Annotated in this window: 18 protein-coding genes; 11 read left to right on the top strand and 7 right to left on the bottom strand. The window is 65.9% G+C overall.

The window, feature by feature from the left end:
- Positions 1-6 precede the first annotated feature (6 nt).
- Positions 7-486 carry a MarR family winged helix-turn-helix transcriptional regulator gene (locus tag GVV86_RS12515; RefSeq protein ID WP_159802976.1) on the bottom strand — a complete coding sequence of 160 codons (480 nt, stop codon included), beginning with the start codon at positions 484-486 and terminating at the stop codon, positions 7-9.
- Positions 487-1068: 582 nt separating this feature from the next.
- Between GVV86_RS12515 and GVV86_RS12510 the strand changes: the two genes are divergently transcribed.
- On the top strand, positions 1069-1440 hold the full coding sequence (locus tag GVV86_RS12510; RefSeq protein ID WP_159620224.1) for a DUF4190 domain-containing protein: 372 nt from the start codon (positions 1069-1071) through the stop codon (positions 1438-1440).
- Positions 1441-1647: 207 nt separating this feature from the next.
- Here the strand turns inward: GVV86_RS12510 and GVV86_RS12505 are convergent, their stop codons facing one another.
- From GVV86_RS12505 to GVV86_RS12490, 4 genes are all read right to left on the bottom strand, one after another.
- Positions 1648-2106 carry a MarR family winged helix-turn-helix transcriptional regulator gene (locus GVV86_RS12505; protein ID WP_210252879.1) on the bottom strand — a complete coding sequence of 153 codons (459 nt, stop codon included), beginning with the start codon at positions 2104-2106 and terminating at the stop codon, positions 1648-1650.
- A 223-nt stretch (positions 2107-2329) separates the two neighbouring features.
- Positions 2330-2614: a putative antibiotic biosynthesis monooxygenase gene (locus GVV86_RS12500; RefSeq protein WP_201291447.1), complete on the bottom strand. Its 285-nt coding sequence runs from the start codon at positions 2612-2614 to the stop codon at positions 2330-2332.
- Positions 2615-2770: 156 nt separating this feature from the next.
- Positions 2771-3841, bottom strand: a complete 1071-nt coding sequence (locus GVV86_RS12495; RefSeq protein WP_159620222.1) for an alkene reductase — start codon at positions 3839-3841, stop codon at positions 2771-2773.
- A 280-nt stretch (positions 3842-4121) separates the two neighbouring features.
- Entirely contained in the window at positions 4122-5144 is a 1023-nt protein-coding gene (locus tag GVV86_RS12490; protein WP_159620220.1) for a CE1758 family FMN-dependent luciferase-like monooxygenase, read from the bottom strand.
- A gap of 213 nt (positions 5145-5357) precedes the next feature.
- On the opposite strand from GVV86_RS12490, the gene GVV86_RS12485 reads away from it, so the two are divergent.
- From GVV86_RS12485 to GVV86_RS12450, 8 genes are all read left to right on the top strand, one after another.
- Positions 5358-5975 (top strand): FMN reductase, encoded by a 618-nt coding sequence (locus GVV86_RS12485; RefSeq protein ID WP_159802975.1) that lies wholly within the window; start codon positions 5358-5360, stop codon positions 5973-5975.
- Positions 5976-6020: 45 nt separating this feature from the next.
- The gene (locus tag GVV86_RS12480) at positions 6021-7727 is read left to right on the top strand and encodes an MFS transporter (RefSeq protein WP_343033077.1); all 1707 of its coding nucleotides are present in this window, start codon (positions 6021-6023) and stop codon (positions 7725-7727) included.
- 209 nt (positions 7728-7936) lie between these two features.
- Positions 7937-9829 (top strand): amidohydrolase, encoded by a 1893-nt coding sequence (locus GVV86_RS12475; RefSeq protein WP_159620216.1) that lies wholly within the window; start codon positions 7937-7939, stop codon positions 9827-9829.
- Positions 9830-9907: 78 nt separating this feature from the next.
- Positions 9908-10573: a hydrolase gene (locus GVV86_RS12470; protein WP_159620214.1), complete on the top strand. Its 666-nt coding sequence runs from the start codon at positions 9908-9910 to the stop codon at positions 10571-10573.
- Positions 10574-10674: 101 nt separating this feature from the next.
- Positions 10675-11193, top strand: coding sequence for a DoxX family protein (locus GVV86_RS12465; RefSeq protein ID WP_159620212.1), 519 nt, complete (start codon positions 10675-10677; stop codon positions 11191-11193).
- Between the two features lies 1 nt (position 11194).
- A complete protein-coding gene (locus GVV86_RS12460; protein WP_159620210.1) occupies positions 11195-12385 on the top strand; it encodes an MFS transporter in 1191 nt (396 codons plus the stop codon).
- A gap of 66 nt (positions 12386-12451) precedes the next feature.
- Entirely contained in the window at positions 12452-13534 is a 1083-nt protein-coding gene (locus tag GVV86_RS12455; RefSeq protein WP_159802974.1) for a CE1758 family FMN-dependent luciferase-like monooxygenase, read from the top strand.
- Positions 13535-13733: 199 nt separating this feature from the next.
- On the top strand, positions 13734-14324 hold the full coding sequence (locus GVV86_RS12450; protein WP_159620206.1) for a GNAT family N-acetyltransferase: 591 nt from the start codon (positions 13734-13736) through the stop codon (positions 14322-14324).
- On the opposite strand, the gene GVV86_RS12445 is transcribed toward GVV86_RS12450, so the two are convergent.
- On the bottom strand, positions 14321-14692 hold the full coding sequence (locus tag GVV86_RS12445) for a hypothetical protein (RefSeq protein WP_159802973.1): 372 nt from the start codon (positions 14690-14692) through the stop codon (positions 14321-14323). The genes GVV86_RS12450 and GVV86_RS12445 overlap by 4 nt on opposite strands.
- A 202-nt stretch (positions 14693-14894) precedes the next feature.
- On the opposite strand from GVV86_RS12445, the gene GVV86_RS12440 reads away from it, so the two are divergent.
- Both GVV86_RS12440 and GVV86_RS12435 read left to right on the top strand, forming a co-directional pair.
- The gene (locus tag GVV86_RS12440; RefSeq protein ID WP_159620202.1) at positions 14895-15299 is read left to right on the top strand and encodes a DUF1232 domain-containing protein; all 405 of its coding nucleotides are present in this window, start codon (positions 14895-14897) and stop codon (positions 15297-15299) included.
- A 67-nt stretch (positions 15300-15366) separates the two neighbouring features.
- Complete coding sequence (locus tag GVV86_RS12435; RefSeq protein WP_159620200.1) at positions 15367-16386, top strand: isopenicillin N synthase family dioxygenase; 1020 nt, start codon at positions 15367-15369, stop codon at positions 16384-16386.
- Positions 16387-16422: 36 nt separating this feature from the next.
- Here the strand turns inward: GVV86_RS12435 and GVV86_RS12430 are convergent, their stop codons facing one another.
- On the bottom strand, positions 16423-16881 hold the full coding sequence (locus GVV86_RS12430) for a DUF3817 domain-containing protein (RefSeq protein ID WP_159620198.1): 459 nt from the start codon (positions 16879-16881) through the stop codon (positions 16423-16425).
- Between the last annotated feature and the right edge of the window lie 60 nt (positions 16882-16941).

Raw genomic sequence — 16941 nt, 5'->3', positions numbered from 1 at the left:
CGTCAGTCAGGCGACTTCGCGGTGGGCCTTCCGGAGGTCGCGCATGGCCGAGGCTACAACAGCGGCCCGCTCGGCGCCCAGGATGTCGACGTAGATGGAGCGCACGACGTCGGCCACCAGGCGTTGGAGACCGGCGGCCATCTCCCAGCCAGCAGGGGTCAACTCGAGATAGGTGATCCGGCGGTCATCCGCACCCGGTGAACGCTGAACGAGCTGGCGGCGCGCCAGCCGGTCGGCAACCTTGGTGAAACCTCCCGAGCTGAACGCAGCCTCCCGGGCCAGCACCGTCATCGGCACCCGATGAAGGGGGTTGCCCCCAAGGCGGAGCATGGTTTCGGTCTCCGGTTCGTCAAGATTGAACGCTGCGGCGACCGCCAGGTGGAGCTTCTTGTTGGTGACGGAGAATCCCCGGATCACCTGGCCCCACTCGGCGATGACCTCCTCGTCGCTGGGCACCGGTGTAGAGCTCGCTTCGCGGGATGACATCTCGAACCTTTCCTGCTCGGTCGCCGCCGACAATTCTGCTTCCGGCAAGCATATTCCACGGAAGCGAACGAAGATGGTCGAGGCACTCTGCGACGCGGGCGCGCACCTGCTGCAGCCGACCGCGGCGCCGACGGAAGGAACGAACCGGCAGAAGGGGCCCGGCAGTTGCATGGAAGGCGCAATAACCGCCGGAGAGCCAGCTATGTGATTCCTGCTGAACACGGCAATCGCATCTTTGGAATTCATCGGGAAACATATCGCCATTGCCGGCCAACCGGCGGAAATGCATTTTCCGGAACAATGGGCGGGATAAATTAGCAACTCCTGCCTTTCGCGCATGCGCCCACCTATTTTCGGCGCTCGGATCAGTGATCGTCCGGCAGCGGCAGCGGTCAGCCCATCTGAGCGGCGCACCCGCGACCCTCAGCACATTGGATGACATTACTACTTCCTGAGGACGATATTCACCCTTTCGGCGGTTCCCGGAAGTTCCGGCAGGCTAGGCTGGAAAGGAATCAGCGGCCGGCTCAAAAATGCCATCGCCGCACAATCAACAAAGCCATCTCCGGCCGTTAGGAAAATATGTCGAATTATCAGTTTCAGGACACCGAAACAAAGAATGGCAACCGGACGTCCGGTGAAGGAGGGGTCGTCCAGCGCACCTCCGGGAGCAGGACCCTGAGCATCACCGGCCTTGTTCTCGCGTTCCTCATCAGCCCGGTCGGACTTATCCTCAGCATCGTCGCACTGGTGAAGGCCCGCAGGAGCGGCACGGGCAACGGATTGGCCGTCGCCGGAATCATCGTTGGGCTTCTCGGCACGGCGATCCTGGTGGTCGGTGCCTTCGTCGTCATGTCACTTGTGCCGAACTTCGTCGAGCTGACTGAACAGTGCCAGGGCCTGGCTTCGGGCGCACCCGTCGAGGTCAATGGCGCAAAGGTTCAGTGCCCCTAGCTGCACCGTGCCGGCAGTAGTTCCGAACCGGCCCCGGCCGAAGGGGGACATCGGCGCATCAGCGATCTGCGGGTCCCGCCCACGCATCAGCCCCTGCAGGCGCAGAGGAATTCCGCCCGCAGGGGCTGATGCGGTGAAGGCACCCGATCGACGTCGACGGGCCCGGCGCGTGCTAACCGCAGTCAAGGGCCGGGAGCGCCGAACCTGCTATTCGAGGTTGGGGATGATCTTGCACGCGAGGGCGACGAGCTGCGCCTGCTCCTCGGCCGTGAGGCGCTGCACGGTTCTGCGTTCGAGCTCTTCCCAGGTCGCCAGGGTGCGGTCCTTGAGTGCATGGCCGACGTCGGTGAGGAAGACAAGGGTGACCCTGCCATCGACTGTGGATTTTTCCCGGCGGACCAGGCCCGCGGTTTCCAGACGACGCACGGACTTGGCGATCGTGGAATGGTCGAAGCGCTGGGTCTGACCAAGGGCCTTCTGGGACTGGCCATCCTCGTCCCAGAGCTGCATAAGGATTAACTCCTGGCTGGGAAAAAGTCCAAGATCTGAAAGCATGGAAGCCGCCAGCGCGCGGTGTGAGCGGGCCAGGCTGTAGATCGCCCAACTTGCGGGAAAGTCGCGCGCTATGGAGGACTGGGTCTCCACAGATCCGTTCGGGGATTTCACGATTGCTGCCTTTGGTTCGTTTCCTGAGGTGTGGAACGGGCGGCACATCCGGTCGGACCTCCCGCGCCCAAGCGGGTCAACCCTAGCATTCCGCCCCCGCTGGCGTGATGCAGGAGGCCTGTACACCTCCGGTGGGGGTGGACGGGCGGTGAGTCCCTCCACCCCCACGGCGCGGCCGGCGCCAGCACGTATGTGCCGTGCGTTGCCTGTGCTATTGCCGCGATCAGGCCCTTCGATGCTTCCGCGCGAGGATCCGACCGCGAAGGCGGTGAAGGTGAGGCATGATGCCATAAATCACGATGGGAACCGCGACAGTAGCCAGGACGAAGGTGCGCAGAACGGGGGAAAGCATTCCCAGCCAGGTACCGAAGACAAGGTTAAGGATGGTCAGCGTGGGGAAGACGGCCAGCCAGATCATCAACGCCAGCTGATGTTTGGTCGGCGGTGTTGGGCGATAGTGCGCGGTTGATGTCGTTGGTGGTTCTGAGGGGTTGGTGCTGGTGCTCATGGGTTTCCTTGCGTGTGATTTAGCGTTGCCGACGCTACGTGCGTACCGCCGGAGCCCGGCTAGCAGCACACGGATGGGCGGAGGGGCACTGAGCCCCTCCACCCCTCGGTGTGGATTACTTCGGCGCGATTGCGCCCAGGTCGCCTGCTGCGCGGATTACTTGCCGGCAGTCTCCAGGACGGGGTAGTCGGTGTAACCGGCAGCACCGCCACCGTAGTACGTTGCCGGGTTGCCCTCATTGAGCTCCGCACCCGTCCGAAGGCGCTCGACGACATCCGGATTAGCCAAGGCCCACGAAGCAATCGGGGCAATGTCGGCCAGCCCGGCCTCGACGTCAACGGCCACGTCCTCACGGGCCCGCCCGGCACGCAGCACCAGCAGCGTATTGGGGAAGGCGGCCCGAATGTCGCGCAGCAGGTCCTCATCACCGATGTGCAGCACGTGCACATAGGCCAGGTCGAGCTTGGCCAGTTCACCGACGAGGTAACGGTAGAGATCGGCCGACTCAGGGCCCTCATCCAGTCCACCAAGGGTCAGGCCCGGGGAGAGGCGGATGCCGGTGCGCTCGGCGCCAATCTCCTCAGCAACGCCGCGGGCGACCTCAAGGGCAAAGCGGGCGCGGTTCTCGATCGATCCCCCGTACTGATCCGTGCGCACATTCGCGTTGGGGGCGAAGAACTGCTGCAGGAGGTACCCGTTGGCGCCGTGGAGCTCGACGCCGTCGGCCCCGGCACGGATGGCGGCCGCGGCCGCGGTGCGGAAGTCCTGCACTGTGGCCGCAATTTCCTCAACGCTCAGCTCCCTGGGCGTGGGGATGTCCTGCGCTCCGGTCCGAGTGAACATCGGAACGCCCGGAGCGATGGCCGACGGGGCCACCGCGGTGCGGTGGTGGGGGGTGTTGTCGGGGTGTGACATGCGCCCTGCGTGCATCAGCTGCAAAAACATCGAGGCGCCGGCCTCATGCACGGCGGTGGTCACTTCGCGCCAGCCCTCCACGTGGGCGTCGGTGTAAATGCCCGGGGTGTTCAAGTAGCCCTGGCCGTCATCCGAAGGCTGGACACCTTCGGTGATCAGCAGTCCCAGGGAGGCCCGCTGGGTGTAGTACTCAGCCGTCAGCGGTCCGGGCGTGCCGTCCTCATTGGCCCGGCTCCGGGTCATCGGAGCCATCGCGAGTCGGTGGTTCAGGGAGATGTTGCCGAAGGAGATGGGATCCCAGAGGTTCGTCATGATGTTTGTCCAATCGATAGGTGTCGGTGCTGCGTGGTTTGCGGCCCTGAGGCCGCTGGGGGTGGTGGATCGGGGGCGGTGGCTTCCCTTTAGGTTGCCGACCACATGTGTAGCGGATAACGTTCCGGAGATATTCCGAAGCCTGGGGTTGGGATGGCTTCGGGCCAAGGTGTGTCAATGACGACTTACGTTGCCAGCCACATGTATAGCGGATTCGGTGTGCGGATTATTCCCGGCGGCCCCGGAACGGGGAACGCACGGCTCCCTTGGCAGGAGGCGCTCAGGCAGCGTCGGAGGCGAGTTCCTTCCGGAGTTCGGGGACCACGTACTCTCCGAGCAGGTCGATCTGTTCAAGCGTGGTTTCCAGGGGCACTCCCCCAATTTCCAGGGCGAACAGGATGCGCCGGACGTCCCCTGCATACTCACGGAAGGACAACGTCTTTTCGATGACCTGCTGGGGGCTGCCGGCGATAGTGGGGGTCTGTGCCATGTAGTCCGCAAGTGCCGAGCCGCCGGGGAACATCGGTGCATTGTCGAAGTAGGGCTGGAAGTCACGAACGGCATCCTGGGAGTTCTTCCGGATGAACGCGTGCGCCCCAAGGCCCACGATGGCCTGGTCCGCGGGTCCGTGCCCGTAGTGCTCGAACCGTTCGCGGTACAGGCCGATCATCCGGGCGGTGCGCTGCGGCGGGCCGAAAATGTGGTTCGCGAAGAAGCCATCCCCATAGTAGGCAGCCTGCTCGGCGATCTCGGGCGTCTTCACCGAGCCGTGCCAGACGAAGGGGGCGGCGCCGTCGAGCGGGCGCGGGGTAGAAGTGAAGTTCTGCAGCGGCGTGCGGTACTTCCCACCCCAGGTCACCAGGTCCTCCTCCCACAACCGCCGCAGCAGTGCATAGTTTTCGATCGCCAGGTCGACACCCTTGCGAGTTTCCTTACCAAACCACCCGTAGACAGGACCGCTGTTTCCGCGGCCCAGCATCAGGTCGAGGCGACCGTCCGCCAGGTGCTGGAGCATCGCGTAGTCCTCGGCGATCTTCACGGGATCGTTCGTAGTGATCAGGGTGGTCGAGGTGGACAGGTGGAGGGTGCTGGTTTTGGCGGCGATATAGCTGAGAAGCGTTGTGGGCGATGAGGTTATGTAGGGCGGGATGTGGTGTTCCCCGGTGGCGAACACATCGAGGCCTGCCTGCTCCGCGCGCAGCGCCATCTCAACAGTTCCCTTGATGCGTTCACGTTCCGTCGGAAGCCGGCCCGTTGCGGGATCCGCCGTGCGGTCGCCGACGCTGAAAATGCCAATCTGCATGATTCCTCCATCTCATGGCGCCGATACCGCAGCCGTCACCGGCGTGGGGGGCGGCGTCTCTGGTTCCGCCTTTAGGTTGCCAACCACACAACTGACGGACGCGGCTGGCTATTCCCCGTTCGGCTACGGCGTGCCGGGGAATGGAAGGGTCCCGGAGCCGGTTGTAGATACGTGCCCGGCAACATAAAAGAGTGAGTGGAAGGAAAGTTCGAAATGACTACGCAAAGGATCCTGGCAGTGTCTGCAGGACTGGGGTCTCCGTCCTCCAGCCGGATGCTCGCCGATCAGTTGGCCGATGGGGTTCGAGCGGAAATGGCGCTCCGCAACCAGCCGGTCGAGGTCGAGGCGGTGGAACTGCGGGACCACGCCGTGGACATCGCCAACAACTTTCTAACCGGCTTTCCCGCGCCTGCGCTTGCCTCGGTCATCGATCGCCTTGCCCACGCCGACGCCCTCATCGTTGTAAGCCCCGTTTTCTCCGGCTCCTACAGCGGCCTGCTGAAGTCCTTCTTCGATGTATTGGACCCCACCGCGCTGGAGGGGATGCCGGTGCTGATGGGAGCCACCGGGGGAAGCGCCCGCCACGCCCTGATGCTCGACCACGCGATGCGCCCCCTGTTCAGTTACCTCCGAGCAGTTGTCGTCCCCACCGCCGTCTACGCCTCACCGGAGGACTGGGGCTCCGGCGAGGCGTCAATACAGCCCTTGGAACAGCGGATCCACCGCGCAGCCCGGGAACTCGGCGGAATACTCCGCAATTCTCCGCGCACTTTTCGGACCAGCCAGGACCCGGTCCCCTTCCAGGAACTCCTCGATCGGGCCGCCGGCTGACCGGCCCGCCCCACCGCGCACCCCACCCCCACCTAAGGCAGCACAATGACCACTCCCCCAGCCCCCTCCCCCACCCGGCCACCACAGGCAGGTGCCGCAATGTCCCAGCGGCAGGTCCTCCAAGCGCTCACCGGCCTCTTCGCCGGACTCTTCACGGCAATCCTCAGCAGCACCATCGTGGCCAACGCCCTGCCGGCCATCATTGCGGACCTCAACGGCTCACAGACGGACTTCGCGTGGGTCATCACCGCAGCCCTGCTCGCCGGCGCGGTGACCACTCCTCTATGGGGAAAGCTGGCGGATCTGTTCGACAAGAAGCTCCTGGTACAGCTGAGCATTGTCGTTTTCGTGGCGGGTTCGGTGCTTGCGGGATTCGCCTCGACCATCCCCGTCCTGCTGGCGGGCCGCGCCATCCAGGGCATAGCCATGGGCGGGCTGACCGCCGTGTCAATGGCGATCATCGGCGCCATGGTCTCACCCCGGGAACGGGGACGCTATTCGGGGTACCTCGGCGGAGTAATCGCCGCCGCCACCGCGGCCGGGCCGCTGCTCGGCGGAGTCATCGTGGATTCGCCGCTGGGCTGGCGCTGGACCTTTTTCGTCGTCGTGCCATTGGCAGTTATTGCCCTCATCCTGCTCCAACTGACCCTTCGGCTCACTTCCACCGCCCGGCGCGTCTCGATTGACTGGGTTGGCTCGGTACTGCTGACCGCGGGAGTGAGCACCCTCCTGATCTGGGTCTCCTTCGTCGGCAAGGAGAGCACCTTCGGGTGGGTCTCCTGGCAGAGCGGGCTGATGGTCGGCGGCAGCGTGCTGCTCCTGGGCTTGTTGGTCCTCGTGGAGTCGAGGGCCGCCGAGCCGGTGATCCCGCTGAAGATCATCACCGAGCGCACCACCGCCCTGGCGATCTTCGCCTCCCTAGCCGTGGGAGTCGCCATGTTCGCCTCGACGACCTACCTGGGCCAGTACTACCAGGTGGCACGCGGCTTCACCGCGACCGACGCCGGCCTGCTGACCCTCCCCATGATCGCCGGAAACCTGATCGGCTCCGTCGCCTCCGGCCAGCTGATCACCCGGTTCGGGCGGTGGAAGCGCTTCCTTGTCGGCGGGGCGGTCCTGCTGGTCCTCGGGCTCGCCCTCGCGGGCACCATCGACGAACTCACCAGCCTCTGGTTCGTCGGCAGCTTCATCTTCCTCTTCGGGCTGGGCCTCGGGATGTTGATGCAGAACCTCGTGCTCGCCGTGCAAAATACGGTGTCGGTGAAGGATGTCGGCTCCGCCAGCGCATCGGTGGCGTTCTTCCGCACCATCGGCGGAGCGGCCGGCGTCGCCGCACTGGGGGCAGTCCTCGGAAACTCGACAGCGGCCCGGACGGCGGAGGGACTTCGGGCAGCCGGGCTCTCGACCGGCACTACCGACACCGGCACATCCCTCAACCCGGCCGGCTTGCCCGCAGCGGTGGGCGACATCATCCGGGCCGCCTATGCTGAAAGTACGGCCCTGATCTTCCTGATCACCGCCGGCATCGCCGTCCTGGCTCTGCTCAGCGTGCTGTTCATCAAGGAAACCGCGCTGCGAGGCACCGTTGACATTCAACCCGCGGCCGCGACACCCCCATCAGCAGCAGGTCCCTCCGCACCGAACGCGGATCCGTCGGCTCCGGACAAGGGCGCCTCCGCACCGGATGCGGACCTCTCCGACGGTCGGGGAACGCTGACCGCCTCGGGTCCGCGGTCCACACCGGTCGGCTGAGCGAAGCCGTCACCTCCAGAAGACGCCGTCGGGCCTCCCGGCTGCGTCTTTTTTCGACCGAAAGCCGCTCCTGTTGACCAGCGTGGCGTCTGTTGTCCGGAAATATCTTCCATGGAAATAAATTACATGGAAGCGAAGTTGTACACACCGCACCCGGACCGCCACGGTCCGAGCGAACACGTTTGTTAGTCGATTGGAGGTGGGCAGATATGCCCACAATGCCTGTAGCCGGGATTACCCCCCGCGCAGATGCGGTCGAACCCGCTGATCTGATTGTTCGAAACGGCAAGATCTTCACCGGCGATCCGGCACGCCCGCAGGCGACCGCCGTCGCCGTCCGGGATGGAAAGATCACAGTCATCGGCGACGACGCCGACATCGCCAAGGTCGCCGGACCCGGCACAAAGGTGGTCGATGCGCAGAACCGCAGGGTCGTCCCCGGGTTGAACGACTCGCACCTCCACGTGATCCGTGGTGGCCTCAACTATGTCCTCGAGCTGCGCTGGGACGGGGTGCCCACCCTGAAGCTGGCGATGCAGATGCTCCGCGAGCAGGCGGCCCGCACCCCAAAGGGCCAGTGGGTCCGCGTGGTTGGCGGTTTCACGAAGGAGCAGTTCGCCGAGAAGCGCCTTCCCACCCTCGCCGAGCTCAACGCGGCAGCCCCCGACACCCCGGTGTTCATCCTCAACCTCTACTCCTCCGCGCTGCTCAACCGCGCCGCAGTGAAGGCCGCCGGCTACTCCAGGGAGACGCCCGACTTCAAGGGCGGACAGATCGTCCGCGGACGCGACGGCGAGCCCACAGGACTCCTCCTCGCAGCGCCGAGCGCACTGGTCCTCTACTCGACCCTGGCCAAGGCTCCGCTGCTGCCCGCTGAGGAACGCAAAGACTCGACCCGCCAGTACCTGCGGGAACTGAACCGGTTTGGACTGACCTCCGCGATCGACGCGGCCGGCGGGTTTCAGAACTTCCCCGACAATTACCGCACGGTGATGGACCTGGCGAACGAGGGCAAGCTGTCCCTCCGCATCGCCTACCATCTCTTCCCGCAGGTCGCCGGACAGGAAGTCGACGACCTCCGCCGTTGGACCGAGACGGTCCGCCCGGGCGACGGCGACGAGTGGCTCCGGCTCAACGGTGCCGGTGAGAACCTCACCTGGGCCGCCGGCGACTTCGAGAACTTCACCGAACCGCGTCCCGAGCTCTCCCCCGACTACGAGGTTGAGTTCGAGAAGGCCGTCCGCCTCATGATGGAGAACGGCTGGAACTTCCGCCTCCACGCCACCTACAACGAGACCATCGAGCGGGACCTCGCGGTCTTCGAGAAGCTTGCCGCCGAGGGCCTGTTTCCCGGAGACAACCGGTGGATCTTCGACCACGCCGAGACGATCAGCGGCCGAAGCCTCGACCGGGTCGCGGCCCTGGGCGGAGCGCTCTCCATTCAAAACCGCATGTCCTTCCAGGGGGAGGCGTTCGTCCAGCGCTACGGCGCCGGTGCGGCAGCCGAAGCGCCGCCGATCCGCAAGATGCTCGACCGCGGACTCGTCGTCGGCGCAGGAACCGACGCCACCCGCGTTTCCTCATACAACCCCTGGGTTGCCCTGCACTGGCTGGTTTCCGGACGAACAGTCGGGGACACCCTCATCTACCCGCCCGAGAACCGCGTGAGCCGCGAGCAGGCGCTCGAGATGTTCACCGTCGCCGGCGCCAAGCTGACCGGCGAGGACAACGTGAAGGGCGTCCTGCGGGAGGGCTTCTACGGAGACCTCTCGATCCTCTCGGACGACTTCTTCACTATCGACGAGCGGGATATCCCGCACATCGAGTCCCTGTTCACCGTCGTCGGCGGCCGGATCGTGTACGCGGCCGGAGACTACCAGGGCCAGGACGAGGAAATGCCCAGGGTGTCCCCGCTGTGGAGTCCAGTGGCCCACTACGGCGGCTATCAGGCGACCCCCAAGCCTTCGATGGCCGGAGGCCGCCAGGCCGAACTGCTCGCCCAGGCCGCAGCCGAGTCCGAGCAGCAGAGGCAGTGGCGCGCAGCCCGATACGGCGCGGCCCCCACCATTGCCGACAACGCGTTCGAAACGCACGCGCACTAAGCCCCCATGAATAAGCAGAACCTGTACGACATCATTCGCACGACATTCAGCAGAAACCAGTTCAAAGGAAAAGAAGAAATGACCACCATCGATTTCGCCAACGTCACCGCCACCCCCAGTGACGACCTGCTCACGCCCGATAACAGCGTGTTCCTCTTCGTTGACCACCAGCCCCAGATGTTCTTCGGGGTCGGCAGCGGAGACCGCACCTCGATCATCAACGCCACCATCGGCCTGGCCAAGACCGCCAAGGCCTTCAACGTGCCCACCATCCTGACCACCGTGGCCGCCCAGTCCTTCTCCGGCAACATCGTCCCGGACCTGGCCGCGGTGTTCCCGGGCCAGGAGATCATCGACCGCACCACCATGAACGCCTGGGAAGACGAGCGCGTCGTCGAGGCGATCAAGGCCACCGGCCGCACCAAGATCGTCCTGTCCGGCCTGTGGACCGAGGTATGCCTTGTCCTTCCCGCGCTCTCCGCGCTGGGCCAGGGCTACGAGGTCTACGTCGTCTCCGACGCCTCCGGCGGAGTCACCACCGAAGCCCACGACAACGCCATGGAGCGCATGACCCGCGCCGGCGCCGTTCCCGTGACCTGGATCCAGGTCCTGCTCGAACTCCAGCGCGACTGGGCCCGCGGCGAGACCTACCTGCCCGTCACCGAGGTCGTCAAGGCCCACGGCGGCGTCTACGGCCTGGGTATGCACTACGCCGGTGACTTCATCGGCGGAAACGCCGGCTGACCAGCACCCGGCTGAAAAGCACGCCCCGCTGACCGGCCGCCCGGCCGGTCAGCACCAGGCACAACGACAAACCCAGGTAAAACGAGAAAAGAGACCGGTTCATGAATGCCGATATTGGAATCCTGCTGCTGCGGGTGGTGATCGGGCTGCTAATCGCCGGCCACGGGCTGCAGAAAATTTCCTTCCGGCTGGGAGGCTCGGGGCTCCAGGGCGGCATTGACGAGTTCCGCTCCGATGGATTTCGCGGCGGTGCCTACACGGCACTGGCCGCGGGTCTCGGGCAGCTCGGATCCGGTCTCTTTCTCGCTTTCGGTGCCCTGACCCCGCTTGCGGGCATGGTAGCGATCGGAGTGATGACCGTCGCCGTGACGGTCAAAGCCCGGAAGGGACTCTGGGTCCAGCACGACGGGTACGAGTACCCGCTGGTGCTGATCGTCATCGCCGCCGCGCTGAGCCTCACCGGCCCGGGCGCGCTCTCGGTGGATGCCCTGTTCGGCATCGCCGACCTGCCGCCCTGGGCAGGCATCCTTTTCCCTCTGCTAGGCGCAGCCTCCGGTCTCATCGTTCGAGTCCTGCTCCACACCGCACCAGTAAACCGACCCGACCAAAGGCACATCTGACATGGCCCGGCTACCGCAGACCCGCTACACCGCCTCATTCGCTATCATCGCAACGACCTTCGCGCTGCTCACCACCGGTGGCACCCTGCCGATCCCCCTCTACACCCTCTGGGGTGAAGACTTCGGATTCGGCGCCGAAACCACGACCTGGGTGTTCGCCGTCTACGTCCTGGGAACCCTGCTCGCCCTGATCTTCTTTGGAGGTCTCTCCGACCAGGTCGGCCGCAGGCCGCTGGCCTTCGCAGCGCTGTCGCTGACCATCGGCTCCACGCTGTTCTTCCTCTTCGCCGCAAACGTCCCCATGCTGCTCGCGGGGCGGTTCCTCAGCGGTATCGGCGTCGGCCTGATGACGTCGGCAGCCACCGCGGCCCTCGCGGAGCTGTACCGGGGTTCCAATAAGGCGTTTCCCTCGATGATCTCAACCGCCGCCAACATGGGTGGGCTGGGCCTTGGCCCGCTGGTCGCAGGCGTCTTCGCCCAGTACCTCCCGGCGCCGACGGCCCTGATCTTCGTCGTCTTCGGCGCACTTGTGGCGGCAGCATTCCTGCTGACGTTCTTCGTTCCCGAAACCCATCCGCGCACGGCCGGCAAGATCAACTGGGCGCCCCGGGTTGGAGTGCCACGCTCCGCGAGGGGAATCTATGGCAGGTCGGCGGTGGCAGTCATTCCGACCTTCACCCTGCTTGGCCTGTTCTCGAGCCTGACTCCCCGCTTCATCTCGCAGACCCTCGACGTGCACAACCTCGCGATCGCCGGGCTTGCGACCTTCATCCTCTTTGAGATCGGTGTGATCGCCCAGCTCACCTTCCGCGCGAAAGCACCCCGGTGGTCAATCCTCCGCGGACTTCCCCTGCTGATCGCGGCCCTCGCCCTCGTCCTCACCGGGTTCCTCACGGGAAACCTCGGAGTGTTCGGTCTTGGCACGGTCATCGGCGGGTTCGGCGCCGGCCTCACCTTCATGGGAGGCCTGGGACAGCTTGCGCGCGCTGTACCGCATGAGAGCCACGCCAAGAGTGTCGCGGCCTACTTCATCGCAGCCCAAAGCGGCCTGGCCATCCCGGTCCTCTCGATCGGCGCCCTCACCGGCCCGCTCGGGCTCACCACGTCAACAACTCTCGTGATCGCCGTCGTGATGGTCCTGGCCGCCGCGGCCTGGATCGTCAACCGCCGGTCACCGCGCGTAGCCGCCTGAAACCGGCGCCCGCGCTTCACACAAGCCAACCCCTCAAAAACCAGCACCACCCTTTGGAGAAAAATCATGGAAATCGGCGTTTTCACTGTTAGTGATGTCACCCGCAACCCGCTCACCGGCAAGACCCCCACCGAGGGCGAGCGCATCAAGGCAGCCGTCGCCATCGCCAAGAAGGTCGAAGAGATCGGCATGGACGTCTATGCCACCGGCGAGCACCACAACCCGCCCTTCTACGCCAGCTCCCCGACGACGATCCTCGGCTACATTGCCGCGCAGACCGAGCGGATCAAGCTCTCGACCTCCACCACGCTGATCACCACGAACGACCCGGTGAAGATCGCCGAGGACTTCGCCACCCTGCAGCACCTGGCCGACGGCCGGGTCGACCTGATCCTTGGGCGCGGCAACACGGGGCCGGTCTACCCCTGGTTCGGGAAGAACCAGCAGGACAGCGTCGAACTGACCATCGAGAACTACAACCTGCTGCGCCAGCTGTGGGACAACGACGTGGTGAACTGGGAGGGCAAGTTCCGCACTCCGCTGCGCAACTTCACCTCGACCCCGCGCCCGCTCGACGGCGTCGCACCCTTCGTCTGGCACGGCTCCATCCGCACCCCGGAGGTCGCCGAGATCGCCGCCTACTTCGGCGACGGGTTCTTCGCGAACAACATCTTCTGGCCCAAGGAGCACTACCAGCAGCTGATCGGGCTCTACCGCGAGCGTTACGCCCACTACGGCCACGGCGCAGCCGACCAGGCGATCGTGGGCCTCGGTGGTCAGTTCTTCATGGCCCGGAAGTCCCAGGACGCGATCAAGGAGTTCCGTCCGTTCTTCGACAACGCCCCGGTCTACGGCCACGGCCCGCGGATGGAGGACTTCATGGCCCAGACTCCCCTGACGGTCGGCAGCCCGCAGGAGGTCATCGAAAAGACCCTTTCCTTCCAGGAATACTTCGGCGACTACCAGCGCCAGCTGTTCCTCATCGACCACGCGGGCCTGCCGCTGAAGACGGTGCTGAACCAGCTCGATCTCTTCGGCGAACTTGTCCTTCCCGACCTGCGGGCGGAGTTCGCCAAGCGCCGCCCCGCGCACGTGCCCGACAAGCCGGTCCACACCACCCACAAGCCGGGCTCCGTCACGGCTGCCTGACCCGGGGCGCAGAACGCACCAACGCACCTAGAGGCGCCGATGCGCCCGAAATGAAGCACAAGCCCCGGTGGATGGGTTCCTTCCACCGGGGCTTGTCCCGTTCACGGGGGTGTCCGGTTCAGCCGGGATCACCCAATCCGGAACGTTCTCCCAATCGGCCCGGCGGACGGCACCGCCCTGCAACGGCAATAATGACGGGATGAGCTTCACCGTCCGCCCAGCGGTTCCCGCCGACGCCGCCGCGCTGGCTGCCTGCGCCGCCGTGACCTTCCCCCTTGCCTGTCCTCCGAGCTCGGACCCCCGGGATATCCAGCGCTTCCTTGAGACCGAACTGTCGGAGACCCGCTTCGCGGAGCATCTCGGCGACCCCGACCGGATGATCCTGTGCGTAGACCTCCCACCGGCCGTTGATGGATCGGACGCCGCGGGTTCGACGGAACGTGGGCTCGGCGGCTACAGCATGCTGGTGAGAGCCCAGCCGGAGGATGCCCGGATCCGCGAGGCCTTGACCGTACTTCCTGCGGTGGAGCTCAGCAAGTTCTATATCGATCCCGCCCACCACGGCGCCGGCGCCGCACGGGCCTTGATGGAGGCCTCACTGGAGACGGCGGCCGGCACCGGAATGCCGGGCATCTGGCTCGGCGTCAACCAGGAGAACGAACGGGCCATCCGGTTTTACTCGCGCAGCGGCTTCCGCCTCGCCGGAACGAAGACCTTCCGTCTGGGAGGGCGGCTCGAAGATGACTTCATCCTCGAACGGTCCCTGACCGGGCCCCGCGCTGTTGGCTAGACAGGTGGACTGTACACCGGAGGTACGGAATCCAGGAGCATCGGAAGCTGGCTGGCGATGAAGGCATAAAGGATGAACCCCCAGATCGCCGAGAGGATCCAGTAGCCGACGGCCGTCCAGGCGAGGATCTTGCCCGCGGTGGAGGGCTCGTCCAGCCGCTCGGCCCTACCCGCCTGAATCAGGGCCAGGGGCACAAAGACGATGGGAATCCAGAAGCTCAGGAACCCGAAGGCCAGGGAGAGTTGCATGTGTTTCTTGCCGGCCAGCGAGTCCGCCGGCGTACCTGCCCCGCGGTAGAACTGCCCTCCGCCGCTGAAGGGCTGCTCGCTGGGATACGCGGGCCTGCTCTGGTGCGCATACTGGGACATCGGAGATTCCTTCCAGGGAAAAGCGGTTGAGGTGCTGCACCTCGCTGATAGAACTGCGAACCGGCCCGAGCCCGCGTGGAAGGTTCCCCCATCGATGCGATCTGTGTAAGGCGGCATGAGAACTATAGCCCGCCGACTCACCAGTGGGAAGATACGCATGTTGCATCTGAGGCGGCAGAGATTCATCCCCGACAGGAGGTTCATGGACGGAACGGTTGTCCTTGGCTGGTTGGCGGTGGCGCTCGGGACCTATGCGCTGCTGCTCCTTGGCCTCGCCGCGTATGCCCGGGCCCACCCCGAGACCCTCACCATGACCGATGCCCTACGGTTCCTGCCCGACCTGCTCCGCCTGCTGCGGCGCCTCGCCGCCGACCGGACGGTCCCCGCCGGCGTGCGCGTGGCGCTCCTGCTGCTCCTCGCGTATCTGCTGCTGCCGATCGACCTGGTTCCGGATTTCCTCCCCGGCATCGGCTATGCCGACGACGTCCTCCTGGTCGCCCTCGTCCTTCGCCTCACCGTCCGCCGTGCCGGCGCCGGGGCCGTTGAGCGCCACTGGCCGGGGAGCCCTCAGGGACTCGCGGTCCTCCTTCGGCTGGCCGGCCTCTAGGCGGCCCGGCGACACGAAACGTAACCCGGGCGCACGGCCGGGCCCGCACCGGGCGTAGTCTCCCGGCATGGTTTCAAGCACAATCCCCGTCTTCGACCTCGGCACGGCCCGCCGCCCCGATGGTTCCTTCGATCCCCGGTTCATCGACCGGCTCCGCGACGCCGCGCACACCGTCGGCTTCTTCCAGGTGACCAACTACGGAGCCTCCGCCACCCAGGCCGAGGACCTGCTGTCGGTGGCCCGCCGGTTCTTCGACCTGCCGCTCGAGGAGCGCCTGCGGCTCGACAACCGGCAGTCCCCTCACTTCCGGGGCTACGCCCGGCTGGGCACCGAGATCACCCGCGGCAGACCCGATGCCCGCGAACAGATCGACTTCTCCCCGGACCGCGCGCCCCTCGAGAGCTACCCCGCGGACCAGCCGTACTGGCTGCTCCAGGGGCCCAACCAGTGGCCCTCCGAGGCCCTTCCCGAACTCGAACGCTCCGCGATGGCCTGGGCGGAACTGCTCTCCACCGTGGGGGCCGAACTGCTCGGCGCCCTCTCGGTGGCCCTGGGCCTGCCCGAGGAGCACTTCGCCGAACCCTTCGACGGCACGCCGGCGTGGATGGCGAAGCTTGTCCACTACGTGGGGGGCGACGGCGAAGCCGGAGGACAGGGCGTCGGTTCCCACGCCGACTACGGGTTCGTCACCCTCCTGCTCCAGGACGAGGTGGGCGGGCTTGAGGTGCTTCCCCGGGGACGCTCCGAGTGGGTGCCGGTCGAACCGATTCCCGGGGCGCTCGTTGTCAACCTCGGGGAGATGCTCGAAGTAGCCACCCAGGGATACCTCGCCGCCACCGTCCATCGGGTGGCCTCTCCTCCGCCCGGAGTGGACCGGTATGCGGTCCCGTTCTTCTGGTCCCCCCGGCTTGACGCCGTCATCGAACCGGTGGTGCTCCCCGCGGAGCTCGCGGCGGCAGCGACCGGCATCACCGACGATCCTGAGAACCCGATGCTCTCCTCCTACGGGGAGAACGTCCTCAAGGGGCGCCTGCGCGCCCACCCGGACGTCGCCGAACTGCACCACCCCGACCTGGCCGGCAGGTAGGGCCGCCGACGCACCCCGCACCGCCCGGGGTGCACCTCAGCCCGCCGCGACGGGCGGACCGGCGATCAGCAGCAGCGTGAAGACGACCCCGATGCCGACGACGGCGAGCGCCGCGGCGAGCACCGGACTGCGCAGCACCCAGGCCTGGAGGGATTCGACGGGGTTCCCGGGAGCTTCCCCGCCCGGGCGGAGGCGCCACGGGCCGCTGAGCAACCCCCTGCGCTGAACCATCAGCTCGAAGGGGATGGTGGCGAAGGGCACCACTGCTGAGACCAGTCCGAGCACGCCCGTCCGCCATGACCACTTCGAGTTGATCCAGACGAACACCGTGGTCGCGACGAAGCAGAGGAACACGAACCCGTGGATCCCGCCGGCCGGCGGCACAAGCGCTTCGGTGCTTTGGGTGACGTACTTGAAGAACATGGCGGTGAGCAGGAACGCCCAGGTGAGAGCCTCGGCCACGGCGACGGTCCGAAACAGGGTGAGCGGATTCATGAATCTCCAAAGGCAGTGGATGTTCGGGCGGAGCCGGTAAAAAACTGAAGGCGCACCCCA

It is taken from the genome of Arthrobacter zhaoguopingii (genome assembly GCF_009828595.1).
Classification (GTDB): Bacteria; Actinomycetota; Actinomycetes; order Actinomycetales; family Micrococcaceae; genus Arthrobacter_D; species Arthrobacter_D zhaoguopingii.
This window is presented reverse-complemented; position numbering and strand designations above follow the sequence as displayed.

What these genes read in the sequence shown, in the direction of transcription:
- GVV86_RS12500 (WP_201291447.1), bottom strand. Translation starts at nt 2,614, where the DNA reads ATGAGCACCAGCACCAACCCCTCAGAACCACCAACGACATCAACCGCG.
- GVV86_RS12470 (WP_159620214.1), top strand. Translation starts at nt 9,908, where the DNA reads ATGACCACCATCGATTTCGCCAACGTCACCGCCACCCCCAGTGACGAC.
- GVV86_RS12440 (WP_159620202.1), top strand. Translation starts at nt 14,895, where the DNA reads ATGGACGGAACGGTTGTCCTTGGCTGGTTGGCGGTGGCGCTCGGGACC.
- GVV86_RS12460 (WP_159620210.1), top strand. Translation starts at nt 11,195, where the DNA reads ATGGCCCGGCTACCGCAGACCCGCTACACCGCCTCATTCGCTATCATC.
- GVV86_RS12455 (WP_159802974.1), top strand. Translation starts at nt 12,452, where the DNA reads ATGGAAATCGGCGTTTTCACTGTTAGTGATGTCACCCGCAACCCGCTC.
- GVV86_RS12485 (WP_159802975.1), top strand. Translation starts at nt 5,358, where the DNA reads ATGACTACGCAAAGGATCCTGGCAGTGTCTGCAGGACTGGGGTCTCCG.
- GVV86_RS12435 (WP_159620200.1), top strand. Translation starts at nt 15,367, where the DNA reads ATGGTTTCAAGCACAATCCCCGTCTTCGACCTCGGCACGGCCCGCCGC.
- GVV86_RS12465 (WP_159620212.1), top strand. Translation starts at nt 10,675, where the DNA reads ATGAATGCCGATATTGGAATCCTGCTGCTGCGGGTGGTGATCGGGCTG.
- GVV86_RS12445 (WP_159802973.1), bottom strand. Translation starts at nt 14,692, where the DNA reads ATGTCCCAGTATGCGCACCAGAGCAGGCCCGCGTATCCCAGCGAGCAG.
- GVV86_RS12515 (WP_159802976.1), bottom strand. Translation starts at nt 486, where the DNA reads ATGTCATCCCGCGAAGCGAGCTCTACACCGGTGCCCAGCGACGAGGAG.
- GVV86_RS12480 (WP_343033077.1), top strand. Translation starts at nt 6,021, where the DNA reads ATGACCACTCCCCCAGCCCCCTCCCCCACCCGGCCACCACAGGCAGGT.
- GVV86_RS12475 (WP_159620216.1), top strand. Translation starts at nt 7,937, where the DNA reads ATGCCCACAATGCCTGTAGCCGGGATTACCCCCCGCGCAGATGCGGTC.
- GVV86_RS12490 (WP_159620220.1), bottom strand. Translation starts at nt 5,144, where the DNA reads ATGCAGATTGGCATTTTCAGCGTCGGCGACCGCACGGCGGATCCCGCA.
- GVV86_RS12430 (WP_159620198.1), bottom strand. Translation starts at nt 16,881, where the DNA reads ATGAATCCGCTCACCCTGTTTCGGACCGTCGCCGTGGCCGAGGCTCTC.
- GVV86_RS12510 (WP_159620224.1), top strand. Translation starts at nt 1,069, where the DNA reads ATGTCGAATTATCAGTTTCAGGACACCGAAACAAAGAATGGCAACCGG.
- GVV86_RS12450 (WP_159620206.1), top strand. Translation starts at nt 13,734, where the DNA reads ATGAGCTTCACCGTCCGCCCAGCGGTTCCCGCCGACGCCGCCGCGCTG.
- GVV86_RS12495 (WP_159620222.1), bottom strand. Translation starts at nt 3,841, where the DNA reads ATGACGAACCTCTGGGATCCCATCTCCTTCGGCAACATCTCCCTGAAC.